The organism is Nonomuraea sp. NPDC050547, from assembly GCF_044457345.1.
Taxonomy (GTDB): Bacteria; Actinomycetota; Actinomycetes; order Streptosporangiales; family Streptosporangiaceae; genus Nonomuraea.
Genome location: NZ_JBITGW010000003.1, coordinates 147,548 through 163,033, shown reverse-complemented (window position 1 = coordinate 163,033; position 15,486 = coordinate 147,548). Strand labels below are relative to the sequence as shown.

Here is a 15,486-nt window from a genome sequence, read left to right as displayed (position 1 = left end):
AGCCATGGAGAGCCATAGGGAAACGGGTGAACCCGAGCTGCGGGCGCACCGGCGCCGCCCGCTGGGCTGGATGCTCGGCGGGGCGGTGCTGGTGGCCGCCTGGGCCGGCGGCGGGCGGTTGCCGTCGTTCGGCGGGCTCACGTACGCGGTCGTGGGCGTGGTCGGAGTGGTCGCCCTGGTGACGGCGTTGTGGCCGGGGCTGCCGCGCCGGGAGGCGCCGCGGCGGCCGGCCGCGCCGGGCTGGCAGGTGTGGGTGGCGCTGTTCGCGGCGTTCGGCGTGTGGGAGGTGTGGGCGCTGCTGGCGGGTGACGATCCCGGGCAGCCGACGGTCAGCGACCTGCTGGATCCCGTGCTGCTGTCGCCGGACTGGCGGGGCCTGTTCTGGGTGGCGTGGCTGGTGGTCGGATGGGGGCTGGTGCGGCGATGACGTGGGAGATCACGGTCTTCGGCTATGTGGCGGCGGCGGTGGCCATGCTGGTGCTGGAGGTGGTCGCGCGGCTGCCGGGGTCCACGACGCCGACGGCGGGCGACTGCTTCGCCTGGGTGATGCGTCATCCCGCGGGCCGGGTGCTGGTCATCCTGTCGTGGTGGTGGGTGGGCTGGCACTTCCTGGCCCGCTGAACGTCGTCGAACCGCCGCCAGATCAGCGCGGCCAGGCTGGGGTCGGCGCCGATGGGCGCGCTGACCAGGGCGGCGCCGGAGTGCTGGAAGCGGGTGTGGAAGAAGCCGGGGGCGAGCAGGTAGGAGGCGAGCGCCGTCCTGCGGCCCCACTCCCGGGGCAGGGCGGGGGTGCCCGACGCGGCGAAGGCGGCGGTGACCGGGCGGCCCAGCCGTACCGACAGCAGGCGGGCCTGCGCGCGCACGTCGGCCAGGGCCGCGGGGTCGGAGGAGCCGGCGCCGGCGAGCACCACCGCGTCGTCCGGGCGCAGCCCGGCCTCGGTGAGGCGGCGGGCCAGGGCCCGCGACAGCAGCGGATGGGGACCCAGCGGGCGGGCCAGGCGCGCGTCCGGACGGGTGCGCGAGACGATCTCGGGCAGGTCGACGTGGGCGTGGTAGCCGCCGGCCAGCAGGAGCGGGACGATCGTCACCGGGCCGGGCAGGCCGGGGAGCGCGCTGGACAGCAGAGGGCGGCTGATCTCCAGGTGGGCGAGGTGCACGCGGTGGCCCGGGCGGCGGGCGCGGACCGCTTCGGCCAGGTCGCGCAGGACGGCCTCGCCGCGGGCGTCGCGGGTTCCGTGCGCGGCCAGGACCAGCGTCACCGGACGGCCAGGCGGTAGCCGCGCTTGACGACCGTCTCCACGATCCCGGGCGGGCCCAGGGCGCGGCGCAGGCGGGTGACGGCCATCTCGACGGCGTGTTCGGCCGACTCGCGGGCGGGGCTGCCGGGCAGGACCAGGCGCAGCTCCGCGCGGGCGACGACGTGTCCCGGCTTGTCGGCCAGGCGCTTGAGCACGGCCATGGGCGCGGGCGGCAGGGGCCGCAGTTCGCCGTCCACGACGACGGCGTGGCCGCGGATCTCCAGCCGGTGCCCGCCCGCGGTGACGCGCGCGACGCCGAACTCGGGCAGATGCCTGGCCAGCGCCCGTGCCAGCGCGCCGAGGCGGGAGCGCTCCGGCTGCAGGGTGGGCACGCCGCGCTCGACCAGCGGGTGCGCGGTGACCGGCCCCACGCAGGCCGCGACGACGCCGCCGGAGAACGCTCCCAGCAGCGCCTCCTCCTGGCCTCGGGCGCGGGCCTCGCGGAGCATCGCGAGGACGGCGGGGGCGCTGGTGAAGGCGACCGCGTCCACGGCGCCGGTGACGGCCTGGTTGACCAGGCGGCGCAGCGGCGAGGTGTCGCGATAGGGCAGCCAGCGGTAGACGGGCACCTCGATCACCTCGGCGCCCGCGCGCCGCAGGTCGGCCACGAATCCGGCCAGAGGCTCGCCGTGCAGTTGCACGGCGATGCGCCGCCCGCCCAGATCCTGCGCCAGCAGGTACTCCTTGACCTCGTCGCAGGACTCGGTGGCCGGGGTCCAGTGGTCGCCGAGCCCGGCGGCGCGCACCGCTCCCCTGGCTTTGGGCCCGCGGGTGAGCAGGCGGGCCCGGGTGAGGCGTTCGGCCAGCTCGCCGGAGAGCCCCCACCCCTCGGCCGCGGCCATCCAGCCGCGAAAGCCCACCCCGGTGGTGATCACGACGTCGTCGATGGGCGCGGCGAGGGCCAGGCGCGTGGCCTCCAGGAGGTCGCCGTCCTGTTCCAGGGGGACCAGGCGGATGGCGGGCGCGCTGACCACGCGGGCGCCGCGCCGTTGCAGCAGCGCGCCGAACTCCTCGCGCCGCCGGGTGGCGGTCACGCCCACGGTGAACCCGGCCAGCGAGTCGGGCGCCGTCTCCGGCACGGCCCGGCCGGTCATGCCCGTACCTCGACGTACTCGCCCGCCAGCCGGACCTGGTGGACAGGGATCGCCTCCGCGCCTCCGTCCAGGCATTCACCGCTGACCAGCGAGAACACCTGTTTGTGCATGGGCGAGGCCACCGTGGGCTCGCCGCCCTTGGTGCCGACGATGCCGCGGGACAGGATGTAGGCGCCGCTGAACGGGTCCCGGTTGCCGACGGCGTACACCCGGCCGCCGAAGTCGCGGAACACGGCGATCTGGCGGCCGTTCACCAGCGCGCAGACGCCGCGCTCCGGCAGCAGGTCGGTGTAGCGGCAGACTGTGGTCCACACACCGTGTAGCAGCGTGGTCATCGCACGACCTCCAAGGGGATCAGAACGGGCTGGATCTGCTCGCGCACCGTCTCGAAGGAGATGGACGGGTCGGGCGTGCCGGGGGCGTTGACGAAGCTGACGAAGCGGGCGAGCTTGCCGGGGTCCTCCAGCGTGGCCCGCCACTCGTCCTGGTATCCGGCCACGTGCCGCGCCATCCGCGCGTCCAGGTCGGCGCAGATGCCCAGCGAGTCCTCGACGACGACCTCGCGCAGGTAGCCGAGGCCGCCCTCCAGCGCTTCGAGCCAGGCGGCGGTGCGCTGGAGCCGGTCGGCGGTGCTGATGTAGAACATCAGGAAACGGTCGATGGTCCGCACCAGCTCGGCGGTGCTCAGGTCGGCGGCCAGCAGGTCGGCGTGGCGTGGGGTGAAGCCGCCGTTGCCGCCGACGTAGAGGTTCCAGCCGCTTTCGGTGGCGATGACGCCGAAGTCCTTGGATCGGGCCTCGGCGCATTCGCGGGCGCAGCCGGACACGGCCGACTTCAGCTTGTGCGGGGCGCGCAGGCCCCGGTAGCGCAGTTCGAGCGCGATGGCCAGGCCGACGGAGTCCTGTACGCCGTACCGGCACCAGGCCGAGCCCACGCAGGACTTCACCGTCCGCAGCGCCTTGCCGTAGGCGTGGCCGGACTCAAACCCGGCGTCCACCAGCCGCCGCCAGATGCCCGGCAGCTGCTCCACCCGGGCGCCGAACAGGTCGATCCGCTGCCCGCCGGTGATCTTGGTGTAGAGGCCGAAGTCGCGGGCCACCTCGCCGATGACGATGAGCTTGTCGGGCGTGATCTCGCCGCCGGGCACCCGCGGGACGACGGAGTAGGTGCCGTTCTTCTGGATGTTGGCCAGGAAGTGGTCGTTGGTGTCCTGCAGGGCCGCGCGCTCGCCCTCCAGCACGTGCCCGCTGTGCAGGGAGGCCAGGATCGAGGCGACGGTCGGCTTGCACACGTCGCAGCCCCTGCCGGTGCCGTGCGCGGCGATGAGCTCGGAGAACGTGGTGATGCCGCGTACCCGCACGATGTCGTACAGTTCGGCGCGGCTGTGGGCGAAGTGCTCGCACAATGCCTTGGGCAGCTCGACGCCGGACTTCTCCAGCAGCCGCTTCAGCGTGGGCAGGCACGAGCCGCACGAACCGCCCGCGCGGGTGCACTCCTTGAGCGCGGGCACGTCGCGGGCGCCGTCCCCGATCGCCGCGCGCACCCGTCCGGCGCTGACGTTGTTGCACGAGCACACCTGCGCGTCGTCGGGCAGGTCGAGGGCGAGGCCGCCGCCGCTGAACAGCAGGTCCGACGGTGCGGCGGGCAGCGCCTTTCCGACGAAGGGCCGCAGCGCGGAGTACGGCGCGGCGTCCCCCACGCAGATGCCGCCCAGCAGCGTCGAGGCGTCGTCGGAGACGAACAGCCGCTTGTAGACCCCGGCGACCGGGTCCATGTAGGTGACGTCCAGCGCCCCCTCCATCGCCCCGAACTGCGCCACCTCGACACCGAGCAGCTTCAGCCTGGTCGACAGGTCGGCGCCGCCGAAGACCGAGCGGCCCCCGGTGATCCGGCCGGCGGCCACCTCGGCCATGGTGTTGCACGGCCCGACCAGCCCGTACACCTGCCCGCCGGCCAGGGCGCACTCCCCCACGGCGTAGACGGCGGGATCGGAGGTGCGCATGCCGTCGTCGACGACGATGCCGCCCCGTTCGCCGACCTCCAGCCCGCAGGCTCTGGCCAGCTCGTCGCGTGGCCGTACGCCGGCGGAGATCACCACGACGCCGGCCGGCAGTTCCTCGCCGCCGCTCAGCAGCACGCGGCCGGGTTCGATCCGCTCCAGCGACACGCCGGGACGCACGCCGATGCCGAGCGCCTCGATGTGGCTCTTCAGCACGGCGCCGCCGCCCTCGTCCACCTGGCGCGGCATCAGCCAGGGGGCCAGTTCGACGATGTGGGTGCGCAGCCCGAGCCCTTGGAGCGCGTCGGCGGCCTCCAGGCCCAGCAGCCCGCCGCCCACCACGACCCCGCCGTTCCGACCGGCCGCCAGTGCGTTTCCGGCGGCGGCGCGGATGGCGTCCAGGTCGGCGATGGTGCGGTAGACCAGGGCGTCGCCGGCGCCCGGCACCGGGGGCACGAACGGGGCCGAGCCGGTGGCCAGCACCAGGACGTCGTAGGGCTCGACGTGGCCGTCGGCGGTGGTCACGGCGCGGGCCGCGCGGTCGACGGCGGTGACGCGGGAGTTCAGCCGGGTGACGACGCCGGCGGGCGGGGTGTAGGTGAGGTCGGCGGCGCTCGTGCCCTTCAGGTAGGAGGTCAGCGCCACCCGGTCGTAGGCGGGCAGCGGCTCCTCCCCCAGCACCGTGACCCGCCCGTCGTATCCGCGCTCGGCCAGCGACTCCAGCAGCCGCTGGGCGGCGGGGCCGTAGCCGACGACCACGAGCCTGCTCATGCGTTCACCCCTTCCTGCTCGCACAGCCAGTCCACGATGCCCTCGACCGCGTCACGGCAGGTGCCGCAGCCGGTCGTGGCCCTGGTGGCCGCGCTGACCGCGGCCAGGTCGCGGGCGCCCGCCTCCCAGCAGGCGCGGATCTGGCCCTTCGTGACGTTGTTGCAATGGCAGACCTTGGCGGCGTCCGGCATCCGGACGGGGCTGTCGGCCACCGTCCCGGAGCCCTGCAGGCCGGGGAACAACAGGCCCGCGCGGTCGCCGGGCAGCGGGCCGCCGCGGTCGTACAGCTGGGTGAGGGTGCCGACCGCGTCGCTCTCCCCCAGCAGGATCGCGCCGACCAGCCGGCCGTCGCGGATGACGAGCTTGCGGTACGTGCCGCGGGCGCGATGGCTGAACCTGACCACCTCGGCCTGATCCTCCTCCAGGTGCGTCTCGCCCATGGCGGCCAGTTCCACGCTGCGCGCCTTGAGGCGGGTGACCAGGCGCGAGCCCCGGTAGCGCGCCTTGCCGCCGGTGATGACGTCGGCGGCGACCGCGGCCTGCTCCCAGGCGGGGGCGACCAGCCCGTAGACGGTGCCGTCGTGCTCGGCGCACTCGCCGACGGCGAAGATCGACGGGTCGTCGGTGCGCAGCTCGTCGTCCACGACGACGGCCCGCCGTACCTCCAGACCGGCCTGCGCGGCGAGTCCGGTGAGCGGACGCACGCCGCAGGCGAGCACCACGAGGTCGGCCTCCACCACCTCCTGTGCGGCTCCGGCGCCCAGATGGACGCCGGAGCCGGTGATGGCGGAGACGGTGACGCCGGTGCGGATCTCGACGCCGAGCTCGCCCAGCGTCTCGCCGAGCATGAGCCCGGCTTCGGCGTCGAGCTGGCGTTCCATGAGGTGTCCCGCCAGGTGCAGGAGCGTGACGGGCAGGCCGCGCCCGGCCAGGCCGCGCGCCGCCTCCACGCCGAGCAGGCCGCCGCCCACGACGACGGCGCGCCGGGCGTGCGCGGCCGCGGCCACGATGCGCTCGCAGTCCCCGAGCGTGCGGAACGGCACCGCCCGCGCCACCCCCGGGATCGGCGGCACGACCGCCTCGCTGCCGGTGGCCAGGACCAGCACGTCGTACGGCTCGCGCCGCCCGTCCCGGGTGATGACCGCCTGGGTGTCGCGGTCGATCTGGACGACCTCGGCGCCGAGGACCGCCTGGACGCCGTGCTCGGCGTACCAGGCGGCGTCCAGCAGGCGTACCTGGTCGGGCCCCGAGCTCCCGGCCAGGACGTTGGACAGCAGCACCCGGTTGTAGGGCTGCCACGGCTCGGCGCCGAAGACGGTGACCCTGGCCCGCGGGTCGCGCGCCCGTACCTCGCTGACCAGGCGCGAGCCGGCCATGCCGTTGCCGATGACGACGAGTCTCATGCCACCTTCTCCAGTCTCACGGCGCACACCTTGAACTCCGGCATCCGCGAGGCCGGGTCGAGCGCGGGGTTGGTGAGGCGGTTGACGCCCTCCCAGTGGAACGGCATGAACACGGTGTCGCGCCTGATCGCGGGGGTGATCCTGGCGACGACCTCGGCGCTGCCGCGGCGGCTGCGCACGCGGACCAGGTCGCCGGCGCCGATGCCGAGCTGCGCGGCGAGGTCGGGGTGGAGTTCGACGAACGGTTCGGGGGCCGCCTCGACCAGGGCGGCGACGCGGCGGGTCTGGGCGCCGCTCTGGTACTGGGCCAGGACCCGGCCGGTGGTCAGGTGCACCGGGTAGTCGTCGTCGGGTTCCTCGGCGGGCGGGCGGTGTTCGACCGGGGTGAAGCGGGCGCGCCCGTCGGGGGTGGCGAAGCGGTCGAGGAAGGGGCGGGGCGTGCCGGGGTGATCCTCGGCGGGGCAGGGCCAGAACACGCCGGTCTCGGCGGCGATCCGGTCGTAGGTGATGCCGGCGTAGTCGGCGAGGCCGCCCGCGCTGGCGCGGCGCAGCTCGTCGAAGACGGCGGGCGGGCTGGCCGTCCAGGTGTGGCCGAGCCCGGCCGCGATGCCCTGGATGATCTCCAGGTCGGTCCTGACCTCGCCGGGCGGCGGGAACGCGCGCCGCCGCAGCAGCACGCGGCCTTCGAGGTTGGTCATGGTGCCGTCCTGTTCCGCCCATTGGGCGGCGGGCAGGACGACGTCGGCCAGCGCGGCCGTCTCCGACAGCACCACGTCGGCGACGACCAGCAGGTCGAGGCGGCGCAGCCGGTCGGCGAGCGTGCCGGAGCGCGGCGCGGACACGACCGGGTTGGAGCCGAACAGCAGCAGCGCCCTGGGCCCTTCCGGGGTGCCGAGCGCGTCCAGGAGCTCCTGGGCGGAACGGCCGGGTCCGGGCAGCGCCGCCGGCTCGATCCCCCAGACCGCCGCCACGTGGGCGCGCGCCGCCGGATCGTCGATCCTGCGGTAGCCGGGCAGCTGGTCGGCCTTCTGCCCGTGCTCGCGGCCGCCCTGCCCGTTGCCCTGGCCGGTCAGGCAGCCGTAGCCGCTGCCGGGGGTGCCGGGCAGGCCGAGCGCGAGGGCCAGGTTGACGAAGGCGGAGACGGTGTCGGTCCCCTTGGCGTGCTGCTCGGCGCCGCGCCCGGTGAGAATGTACGCGTTATCCGCATTTTTCAGCATGTGTACGGCAGAGCGCATCCGAGCCACCGGCACCCCGGTGATCCGCTCCACCCGCTCCGGCCACCAGGAGGCCACCGACGTCCGCACCGCCGCGAACCCCGAGGTCCGCGCCGCCACGTACGCCGCGTCCATCCCGCCCTCGGCGATCAGCAGGTGCAGCAGCCCGAGCGCCAGCGCCAGATCGGTGCCCGGCGCCGGCTGCAGGTGCAGCGCCGCCAGCTTGGCGGTGGGCGTCAGCCGCGGGTCGACCACGATCAGCCGCGGCCCGCCCAGGTGGCGCACGAGCGGCGGCATGGTCTCGGCGACGTTCGCCCCGGCCAGCAGGACGACGTCGGCCCCGGCCAGGTCGGTCAGCGGAAACGGCAGACCCCGGTCCAGCCCGAACGCCCTGGTGGCCGCGGCCGCCGCCGAGGACATGCAGAAGCGGCCGTTGTAGTCGATCTGGCTGGTGCCGAGGGCCACGCGGGCCAGCTTGCCCAGGTGGTAGGCGCTCTCGTTGGTGAGCCCGCCGCCGCCGAAGACCGCCACGCCGTCGGGGCCGTGCTCCGCGCGGATCCCGGCCAGGCGCCTCGCCACGTGGTCCAGGGTCTTCTCCCAGGTGGCGGGCTCGCCGTACAGGAGGGGGGTGGTGAGCCGGGCGCCCGGCCGGAGCAGGTCGCCGGCGGTCCAGCCCTTCTGGCACAGCGCCCCGCCTCCGTGCCCGTTGGCCGGGATGTCGGTCCTGGGGGCGATCGCGACCTCGCCGCCGCGCGCGGTGACGGTCATGCCGCACTGCAGCGCGCAGTACGGGCAGTGCGTCTTCACGGACGCGCCGTCGGGGGGTGAGGTCACGGGTCCGATCGTGCTTTCGGGTGGTTTCACCCCTGGGTCCCTTCTGTTACTGCTGTGCTAACAGCGGCTCACCGCGCGTGTGAGCCTCACACGCGGGCGTGGGCGAGGCTGGGCAGGCGGGCGGCGCCGAGCGTGCGCAGGTAGCACCACCAGGTCAGCGCGGTGCAGGCGGCGTAGAAGAGGGCGAAGGCCAGGAAGGCCGCCGCCGGGCTGCCGGTCTGGGCGAACGACATGCCGAAGCCCCGGTTGATGAGGAAGCCGCCGAAGGCCCCGACCGCGGAGATGATGCCGATCGCGGCCGAGGCCTGGCGCTTGCCGTACACGAGGGCCTGCTCGCCCGCGCCGCGCTCGGCGCGCGCCTTCGCCTGGAAGATGGCCGGGATCATGCGGTACGTCGAGCCGTTGCCGATACCCGAGGTCACGAACAGCAGCTGGAAGGCCAGGAAGAACGCCCAGAACCCGCCACCCGCCGCGGCCGCCCACGTCAGCAGGACGCCCGCGCCCAGCGCGGCGAACGTCCAGAACGTCACCCGCGCGCCGCCCAGCCGGTCGGCCAGCCACCCGCCCACCGGCCGGATCAGCGAGCCCACGAGCGGTCCCGCGAAGGCCACCGCCGTCCACGGCGCCGCCGGGAACAGGCTCTTGGCCAGCAGCGGGAAGGCGGTGGAGTAGCCGATGAACGAGCCGAACGTGCCGATGTAGAGGAACGACATGATCCACGTCTGGGCGCTGCGGGCGACCGCGAGCTGCTCGCGCGGCTCGGCCTTGGCGGTGGCCAGGTTGTCCATGAAGAACCAGGCGCAGACCGCCGACACCACGATGAACGGCACCCAGAACCAGCCCGCCGCCGCCAGCCCCAGCCCGCCGATCACCAGCGGCACCACGAGTTGCACAGAGCTGACCCCGATGTTGCCGCCCGCCGCGTTGAGCCCGAGCGCCGAGCCCTGCTTACTCTGCGGATAGAAGTAGGTGATGTTGGCCATGCTGGAGGCGAAGTTCCCGCCGCCGAGACCGGCCGTGGCCGCGATCACCAGCAGCACCCAGAACGGCGTGGCCGGATCGCTCACCGCGAACCCGAGCGCGATCGCGGGGATGAGCAGCAGCAGCGCGCTGACCACCGTGAACGTCCGCCCGCCGAACCTGGCCGGCCCGAAGGTGTACGGCAGGCGCAGCGCGGAGCCGACCAGGTTCGGCAGCGCCACCAGCCAGAACAGCTCGTCGGTCGACAGGTCGAGCCGGCCCGTCTTGGCCGCCACCACGCTCCACAGCGTCCAGACGGTGAAGCCGAGGTGCTCGGCCAGGATGGAGAAGACGAGGTTGCGCCGGGCGACCTTCTTGCCGGTGCGCTCCCAGAAGGCGGGGTCGTCGGGGTGCCATGCGGCGATCCATCGGGTCATGGCCGTGACCGTAGGCAGCGCTCGTTACGCACGCTGACGGTCTGTGACGGTGCGGCGGTTACAGCGGACTCACCGCCGTAACCCCGGCAACACGGATGTAACGGCCGGCTCCAGGTTGGCGGCGATCATTGCTGGGAAACTGTTCCCTGACATCGCGCGAGATCTCGGGGAGTTGCGTGTGAGGGTCCAGGCGATCCGGCTGTTCGGCGATCCGGTGCTGCGTTCGGTGGCGGAGCCGGTGAAGGAGTTCGACCGGGAGCTCCGGGGGCTGGTGAAGTCCCTGACGATCACGATGCGGTCGGGAGCGGGCCGCGCCGGGCTGGCGGCGCCGCAGATCGGGGTGCCGTCGCGGGTGCTCGTCTACGACTACGACGGCAAGGCCGGGCACCTCGTCAACCCGCGGCTGGAGCTGTCGGAGCGGAAGGTGACCGCGGACGAGGCCTGCCTGTCGGCGCCCAGCGCCTGGTGGCCGCTGGAGCGTTCCTACATGGTGGTGGCGCGCGGGCGGGACATGTTCGGCAAGGCGGTCACGGTACGGGCGCTGGGCGTGCTGGCCAGGGTGCTGCAGCACGAGTGCGACCACCTGGACGGGGTGCTGTTCAGCGACCACCTCCCGGCCGACGAACGCGAGCGCTTCCTGGCCACCGTCACCGCGTAGGTCCTTCAGCCGGCCTTGAGGGTCTTCACCAGAGGTTCCGTGCCGCCGTCGGTCCTACCGGCAGCTCTTCACCAGCGGTTCCAGCCCACGGCGCGCGCCCAGTCGGCCAGGCCGGCGCCGCGCAGGCCCGCGCCCGCGAGCACGGGCTCGCTGAGGACGCGGTCGGCCACGTCGTTCAGGTCCGCGGCCACCTCGTCGGCGGCGTCGATCTCCTCGGGCCTGGTCAGCGGGGTCGGCACCAGGATGCCGCGCGCCCCGGCGGCGCGCGCGGTCTGCATGTCCTTGCCGAGGTCGCCCACGACCATGCAGTCGCGCGGGCTGACGTCCAGGATGGCCGCCGCTCTGATCACCAGGCCGGGTGCGGGCTTGCGGCAGGTGCAACCGTCGCCGTCGGCGTGCACGCAGATCGCCCAGGCGTCGAACGGCCCCAGCAGCGCCTCCACCGTGGAGTTGACCTGGTCCATGTCGTCCGGCGAGAGCAGGCCGCGCCCCACGTCCGACTGGTTGATGACCACCCCGACCGGCACGTCGGCGCGGCGCAACCGGCTGAGCGCCGCGCCCGCGCCCGGCATGGCCACCACGCGCCCCGGGTCGCCGTTGTGGGGAACATCCCTGATCAGCGTCCCGTCGCGGTCGAACAGGACGGCCGCGGGACGATGATGATCGAACACTTTCGCACCTCCGTCGGAACGCGGCCCAGCTACCCGCCGGACCACGCCCCAAACGACCCCGAGGCACCGCTCACAGGTGGAACCAGTGGATGCGCCGGCACGTGGCGCAGACGAAGCAGGTCGCGTCCCGGTTGGCCCAGTCGAGGTTCATGAAGGTCATCCCCGTGGTCTGCAGCTTCCAGCGGTGCTGCTCGAAGGCCGAGCCGCCGCAGGAGTCGCAGGCGAGGGTCTGGCCGTTGAGGAGGACGACCTCCTGAGGTTCCGACATGCCTGACATCCTAGACAAACCCCCTCGGGCCGCCCGGCCTCCGCGTCAAGCACGAGTTACCACGCTCCGGCGTGAACCGCGACGCGAGCGTCCCAGGCCGGGAGGGCGTTTCGGGACCGGCACCCGCATGGCGTGAAAGTGACGCCCTGATTGCGGTAACAATGCCGCGGTAGCTGTGGTAGCTTCTGCCCCGCATATGAGAGCCCCCGGCCCCTTGGTGTCACTCCAGCAGCCGGGGAACTCGCATCACTCGGGGGTTCAGCTAGCGCGCAGCTAGCTGAGCCCCCTACTCCTCTGAAGCAGATCGAGCAGACCGATCAGCACTTGGATCACCGCCAGCAGCGCGTACTGCGGGTCGGACTCCTCGACCTTGGCCCTCATAGCTCCCACCCTTCGGACCCCAGACGTTCCTGGAGTTGATCGCGGGGTCAGCTCGACCAACCCGCGGGGAGCGGATCGAGCGGTGAGAGTTATGACCGGGCAGAAGGTACCAGGTTTCGTGCTTTCCTGGACAAGAATGCGGTCTCTTTGGCGAACTCGCAGGTCAGGGGCCTGCCTACGATTGGTGATTTACTCCAAGGGTGCTCATGTTTCTTGAATGGAATTCCATTCGACATAAGCGTCACCGCAAAAGGCGGCTTACTTTCGCGCGCTTTAAAGGCGTACGCCCAGCAGCGCGTCGGTGAGAGCACGGACCAGGGCGGGGGCGGCGGGGTCAGGGCCGGGGCCGTCGGCCAGGGCCTGGGCGGCCCAGGTGTCCACGGCGGCCAGGGCGCCCGGGGCGTCCAGGTCGTCGGACAGGCGGGCGCGTACCTCCGCCAGCAGGTCCTCGGCGCGCGGGCCCGAGGGCAGCGCGGTCGCCTCGCGCCAGCGGGACAGGCGGGCCTCCGCGTCCGCCAGCTGGCCGGGGGTGTACTCCCAGTCCGAGCGGTAGTGGCGGGCCAGCAGGACCAGCCGGATCGCCATCGGGTCGTGTTCGGCGCGCAGCCGGGAGACGAAGACCAGGTTGCCCTTCGACTTCGACATCTTCTCGCCGTCGAGGCCGACCATCCCGGCGTGGGTGTAGAAGCGGGCGAAGGGCCACTCGCCGGTGGCGGCGTGGCCTTCCGAGGCGCCGCACTCGTGGTGCGGGAAGATCAGGTCGGAGCCGCCGCCCGCCACGTCGTAGCCGGGGCCCAGGCTGGCCAGGGAGATCGCGGTGCACTCGATGTGCCAGCCGGGACGGCCGCGCCCCAGCGCCGTGTCCCAGGCGGGCTCGCCCGGCCGCTCCGCGCGCCACAGCAGCCAGTCGAGCGGGTCGCGCTTGCCCGGCCGGTCGGGGTCGCCGCCGCGCTCGGCGAACAGCGTCAGCATCTCCTGCTCGGAGTAGCCGGACACCTCGCCGAACTTCGGCGCGGCGGCCCGGCTGAAGTAGATGTCGCCGTCGAGATCGTAGGTGTACGGCCCCAGCCGCCGGATCAGCTCGGCCACCTCGCCCACGACCTCGGTCACGCCCACGTACTCGCGCGGCGGCACGATGCGCAGGGCCTCCATGTCGGTGCGGAACAACTCGATCTCGCGCTCGGCCAGGTCCTGCCAGGCGATGCCGGTCTGCTCGGCCCGCTCCAGGAGCGGATCGTCCACGTCGGTGGCGTTCTGCGTGTAGTGGACCTCGTGCCCGGAATCCCGCCACACGCGGCCGACCAGGTCGAAGGCGAGATAGGTGTTGGCGTGGCCCAGGTGGGTGGCGTCGTAGGGCGTGATGCCGCACACGTACATGCGGGCCACGGGGCCCGGATCGGTCTGCCTGACCTGCCTCGCGGCGGTGTCGTAAAGCCGCAGCGGGACGCTCTCGCCGGGCAGCTCAGGAATGTTCGGGGCAGACCACGATCTCATGCCTGTGAGCCTATCCGGCCGGTGAGGTCGCCGAACTCGGTGGTCACCGCGTCGGCGGAGAGCGTGACCATGGTCACCGAGAGCGAGGCGAAGACCCGGCCGTCCGGCAGGACGTGGCGCAGAATCAGCGCGCCCGGCTCGGCGGAGTGCGGGTCGCCGGTGAGCGGCCACCAGTCGTCCGTGGCGGCGAAGCGGGGCCGCTGGGCGATGACTCGGGGGTCGCCGGGGTCCATGCCGCTGTTGACGATGACGCTGACGCCGTCCGGCAGGGTGGTGGCGGCCCGCCGTACGCCGTCCCAGCTCCACAGGCGGGCGCCGGACGGATCCGCGAGCACCAGGTGGAAGGGGTCGTAGACGGACAGGTCGCCAGCGGGCAGGCCGCCCTCGGCCAGGGCCCTGAGCGGGAGGTCGCCGCGGGAGACGCGGATCTTGTCGGAGGCGGGGACGCCGCGGCCGTTGAGCAGGGCGGCGGCGCGGCGGGTGGCGGGGTCGACGGCGAGCCAGGTGCCGCCCGCCTTGAGGTCACGGCCGCCGACGACGCCGGGATGGTCGGGCCAGTGCTCGCCGGGCCCCTCCCAGGGCCGGTCGGCGAACTCGTCACGCACGCCCATCAGGGTCAGGGGGTCGCCGGTTCTCACGATCACCGTGCACATGGGGCACAGCGTAGTAAACGCTCTAGTACCGGATCAGATGGGGGGCCAGGGTATGGCGGGCCAGTCCTCCGACGGATAGGGGTGTACGCCGGTGTCCAGCAGGCGGCGTACGCGGTTCCAGGTGGCCTCCACCTCGGCCAGCGTCAGCAGCTGACGCAGGCGGCGCCCCAGCCCGCCCGACTCGATGTCGCGTTCGAGCTTGGCCAGGACCGCCACCGCGTCGCGGGCCAGCGGCTTGCCCCGCCACTGCCACAGCACGGTGCGCAGCTTGTCCTCGGCGGCGAAGCAGACGCCGTGGTCGACGCCGTAGACGTGCCCGTCGGGCAGCGGCAGCAGGTGGCCGCCCTTGCGGTCGGCGTTGTTGACCACCGCGTCGAACACGGCCATCCGGCGCAGCCCGGGGTGGCGGCTGCGGACCAGGCGCATGAGGTCGATCTCGTGCTCGGTGTCGATCCACAACTGGCACATGCCGGGTCCGAACGGCCCGTCGCGGTAGACGGTCGGCGGCACGATGCCCCACCCGGTGGCCTGCGAGACCTCGAAGGCCGCGACCTCACGGGCGGCGAGCGTACCGTCGGGGAAGTCCCACAGGGGGCGCTCCCCGCGCACCGGTTTGTAGACACAGGCCGCCGTGCGCCCGCCCAGGGTCAGCGAGCAGTACAGCGTCATGTTGGTGGCCTCGACCAGGCGTCCGGCCACCTCCAGGCGGCCGTCGCGCAGCAGCCTCAGCGCCCCCTCGTCCTGCACGGCCGAGGGCTGGGCGTTTCTGACTACCGGCTCGCTCTCCTGGGCACTGCTCACGACGCTGCCTCACCCCCGCGGTATCCGTTCAGGCGCACGCACACATGTCCTTCGGCGTCGAGCGGCTGGCCGCACAGAGGGCACGGCGGCCGCCCGGCGGCGACGATCTGCAGGGCCCGCGCGGTGAAGGCGCGGGCTGCCCCCGCGCTCATCCGCACCCTCAGCATGGCGGGCTCCGGAGCGGCCTCGTCCTCCTCGTCGACGATCTCCTGGGCCTCGATGACCACCTGGGAGGTGTCGGGATCCCAGGCCAGGGCCATCGTGCCCACCTTGAAGTCCTCGTCGAGAGGGGTGTCGAGGGGGCCGTCGTCGGTCAGGTCGCTGGGAGCCAGGGCGGGGATATGGGCGGTGCCTCCACTGCGCCGCAGCACCTCGTCGAGCAGCTCGTCGAGCCTGCCCGCGAGCGCCGCCACCTGGAGCTTCTCCAGCGCGACCGTGGTCAGCCGACCTTCGGCACGGGCCTGAAGGAAGAAGGCTCGCGCCCCCGGCTGCCCCAAGGCACCGGCCACGAACCGCTCGGGTGGGTCGTAGTCGAAGACCGGCATAGCCT

16 protein-coding genes are annotated in these 15,486 nt (G+C 73.3%); 3 read left to right on the top strand and 13 right to left on the bottom strand.

Going from position 1 to position 15,486, the window contains the following annotated elements:
- Positions 1 to 4 precede the first annotated feature (4 nt).
- Positions 5 to 427: a hypothetical protein gene (locus tag ACIBHY_RS08340; protein ID WP_397250048.1), complete on the top strand. Its 423-nt coding sequence runs from the start codon at positions 5 to 7 to the stop codon at positions 425 to 427.
- The gene (locus ACIBHY_RS08335) at positions 424 to 621 is read left to right on the top strand and encodes a DUF6186 family protein (RefSeq protein ID WP_397108184.1); all 198 of its coding nucleotides are present in this window, start codon (positions 424 to 426) and stop codon (positions 619 to 621) included. The genes ACIBHY_RS08340 and ACIBHY_RS08335 overlap by 4 nt, the downstream gene beginning before the upstream one ends.
- On the opposite strand, the gene ACIBHY_RS08330 is transcribed toward ACIBHY_RS08335, so the two are convergent.
- The 7 genes from ACIBHY_RS08330 to ACIBHY_RS08300 form a co-directional block, all read right to left on the bottom strand.
- The gene (locus tag ACIBHY_RS08330; protein WP_397306307.1) at positions 552 to 1,259 is read right to left on the bottom strand and encodes a sirohydrochlorin chelatase; all 708 of its coding nucleotides are present in this window, start codon (positions 1,257 to 1,259) and stop codon (positions 552 to 554) included. The two genes, ACIBHY_RS08335 and ACIBHY_RS08330, sit on opposite strands and share 70 nt — an antisense overlap.
- Positions 1,256 to 2,392, bottom strand: a complete 1,137-nt coding sequence (locus tag ACIBHY_RS08325) for a uroporphyrinogen-III synthase (RefSeq protein ID WP_397250054.1) — start codon at positions 2,390 to 2,392, stop codon at positions 1,256 to 1,258. The genes ACIBHY_RS08330 and ACIBHY_RS08325 overlap by 4 nt, the downstream gene beginning before the upstream one ends.
- Complete coding sequence (gene nirD, locus ACIBHY_RS08320) at positions 2,389 to 2,727, bottom strand: nitrite reductase small subunit NirD (RefSeq protein ID WP_397250056.1); 339 nt, start codon at positions 2,725 to 2,727, stop codon at positions 2,389 to 2,391. The genes ACIBHY_RS08325 and nirD overlap by 4 nt, the downstream gene beginning before the upstream one ends.
- On the bottom strand, positions 2,724 to 5,162 hold the full coding sequence (gene nirB / locus ACIBHY_RS08315) for a nitrite reductase large subunit NirB (protein ID WP_397306306.1): 2,439 nt from the start codon (positions 5,160 to 5,162) through the stop codon (positions 2,724 to 2,726). Before nirB ends, nirD begins: the two co-directional genes overlap by 4 nt.
- A complete protein-coding gene (locus ACIBHY_RS08310) occupies positions 5,159 to 6,565 on the bottom strand; it encodes an FAD-dependent oxidoreductase (RefSeq protein ID WP_397306305.1) in 1,407 nt (468 codons plus the stop codon). The genes nirB and ACIBHY_RS08310 overlap by 4 nt, the downstream gene beginning before the upstream one ends.
- Entirely contained in the window at positions 6,562 to 8,613 is a 2,052-nt protein-coding gene (locus ACIBHY_RS08305) for a molybdopterin oxidoreductase family protein (RefSeq protein ID WP_397306304.1), read from the bottom strand. Before ACIBHY_RS08305 ends, ACIBHY_RS08310 begins: the two co-directional genes overlap by 4 nt.
- An 86-nt stretch (positions 8,614 to 8,699) precedes the next feature.
- Positions 8,700 to 10,010: an MFS transporter gene (locus ACIBHY_RS08300; RefSeq protein WP_397306303.1), complete on the bottom strand. Its 1,311-nt coding sequence runs from the start codon at positions 10,008 to 10,010 to the stop codon at positions 8,700 to 8,702.
- A 178-nt stretch (positions 10,011 to 10,188) separates the two neighbouring features.
- Between ACIBHY_RS08300 and ACIBHY_RS08295 the strand changes: the two genes are divergently transcribed.
- A complete protein-coding gene (locus tag ACIBHY_RS08295; protein ID WP_397250066.1) occupies positions 10,189 to 10,668 on the top strand; it encodes a peptide deformylase in 480 nt (159 codons plus the stop codon).
- 68 nt (positions 10,669 to 10,736) lie between these two features.
- Here ACIBHY_RS08295 and ACIBHY_RS08290 read toward each other — a convergent pair whose 3' ends face one another.
- From ACIBHY_RS08290 to ACIBHY_RS08265, 6 genes are all read right to left on the bottom strand, one after another.
- Entirely contained in the window at positions 10,737 to 11,339 is a 603-nt protein-coding gene (locus ACIBHY_RS08290; protein WP_397250068.1) for a D-glycero-alpha-D-manno-heptose-1,7-bisphosphate 7-phosphatase, read from the bottom strand.
- 70 nt (positions 11,340 to 11,409) lie between these two features.
- Entirely contained in the window at positions 11,410 to 11,607 is a 198-nt protein-coding gene (locus ACIBHY_RS08285; protein ID WP_397250070.1) for a hypothetical protein, read from the bottom strand.
- A 654-nt stretch (positions 11,608 to 12,261) separates the two neighbouring features.
- The gene (gene mshC, locus ACIBHY_RS08280) at positions 12,262 to 13,482 is read right to left on the bottom strand and encodes a cysteine--1-D-myo-inosityl 2-amino-2-deoxy-alpha-D-glucopyranoside ligase (protein ID WP_397250072.1); all 1,221 of its coding nucleotides are present in this window, start codon (positions 13,480 to 13,482) and stop codon (positions 12,262 to 12,264) included.
- A complete protein-coding gene (locus ACIBHY_RS08275) occupies positions 13,479 to 14,135 on the bottom strand; it encodes an NRDE family protein (protein ID WP_397250074.1) in 657 nt (218 codons plus the stop codon). Before ACIBHY_RS08275 ends, mshC begins: the two co-directional genes overlap by 4 nt.
- A 33-nt stretch (positions 14,136 to 14,168) precedes the next feature.
- On the bottom strand, positions 14,169 to 14,936 hold the full coding sequence (locus tag ACIBHY_RS08270) for an SCO1664 family protein (RefSeq protein ID WP_397250076.1): 768 nt from the start codon (positions 14,934 to 14,936) through the stop codon (positions 14,169 to 14,171).
- Positions 14,933 to 15,481 (bottom strand): DUF3090 domain-containing protein, encoded by a 549-nt coding sequence (locus ACIBHY_RS08265; RefSeq protein ID WP_397250078.1) that lies wholly within the window; start codon positions 15,479 to 15,481, stop codon positions 14,933 to 14,935. Before ACIBHY_RS08265 ends, ACIBHY_RS08270 begins: the two co-directional genes overlap by 4 nt.
- Positions 15,482 to 15,486 lie beyond the last annotated feature (5 nt).

What these genes read in the sequence shown, in the direction of transcription:
- ACIBHY_RS08340 (WP_397250048.1), top strand. Translation starts at nt 5, where the DNA reads ATGGAGAGCCATAGGGAAACGGGTGAACCCGAGCTGCGGGCGCACCGG.
- ACIBHY_RS08335 (WP_397108184.1), top strand. Translation starts at nt 424, where the DNA reads ATGACGTGGGAGATCACGGTCTTCGGCTATGTGGCGGCGGCGGTGGCC.
- ACIBHY_RS08325 (WP_397250054.1), bottom strand. Translation starts at nt 2,392, where the DNA reads ATGACCGGCCGGGCCGTGCCGGAGACGGCGCCCGACTCGCTGGCCGGG.
- nirD (WP_397250056.1), bottom strand. Translation starts at nt 2,727, where the DNA reads ATGACCACGCTGCTACACGGTGTGTGGACCACAGTCTGCCGCTACACC.
- nirB (WP_397306306.1), bottom strand. Translation starts at nt 5,162, where the DNA reads ATGAGCAGGCTCGTGGTCGTCGGCTACGGCCCCGCCGCCCAGCGGCTG.
- ACIBHY_RS08310 (WP_397306305.1), bottom strand. Translation starts at nt 6,565, where the DNA reads ATGAGACTCGTCGTCATCGGCAACGGCATGGCCGGCTCGCGCCTGGTC.
- ACIBHY_RS08300 (WP_397306303.1), bottom strand. Translation starts at nt 10,010, where the DNA reads ATGACCCGATGGATCGCCGCATGGCACCCCGACGACCCCGCCTTCTGG.
- ACIBHY_RS08285 (WP_397250070.1), bottom strand. Translation starts at nt 11,607, where the DNA reads ATGTCGGAACCTCAGGAGGTCGTCCTCCTCAACGGCCAGACCCTCGCC.
- mshC (WP_397250072.1), bottom strand. Translation starts at nt 13,482, where the DNA reads ATGAGATCGTGGTCTGCCCCGAACATTCCTGAGCTGCCCGGCGAGAGC.
- ACIBHY_RS08275 (WP_397250074.1), bottom strand. Translation starts at nt 14,135, where the DNA reads ATGTGCACGGTGATCGTGAGAACCGGCGACCCCCTGACCCTGATGGGC.
- ACIBHY_RS08265 (WP_397250078.1), bottom strand. Translation starts at nt 15,481, where the DNA reads ATGCCGGTCTTCGACTACGACCCACCCGAGCGGTTCGTGGCCGGTGCC.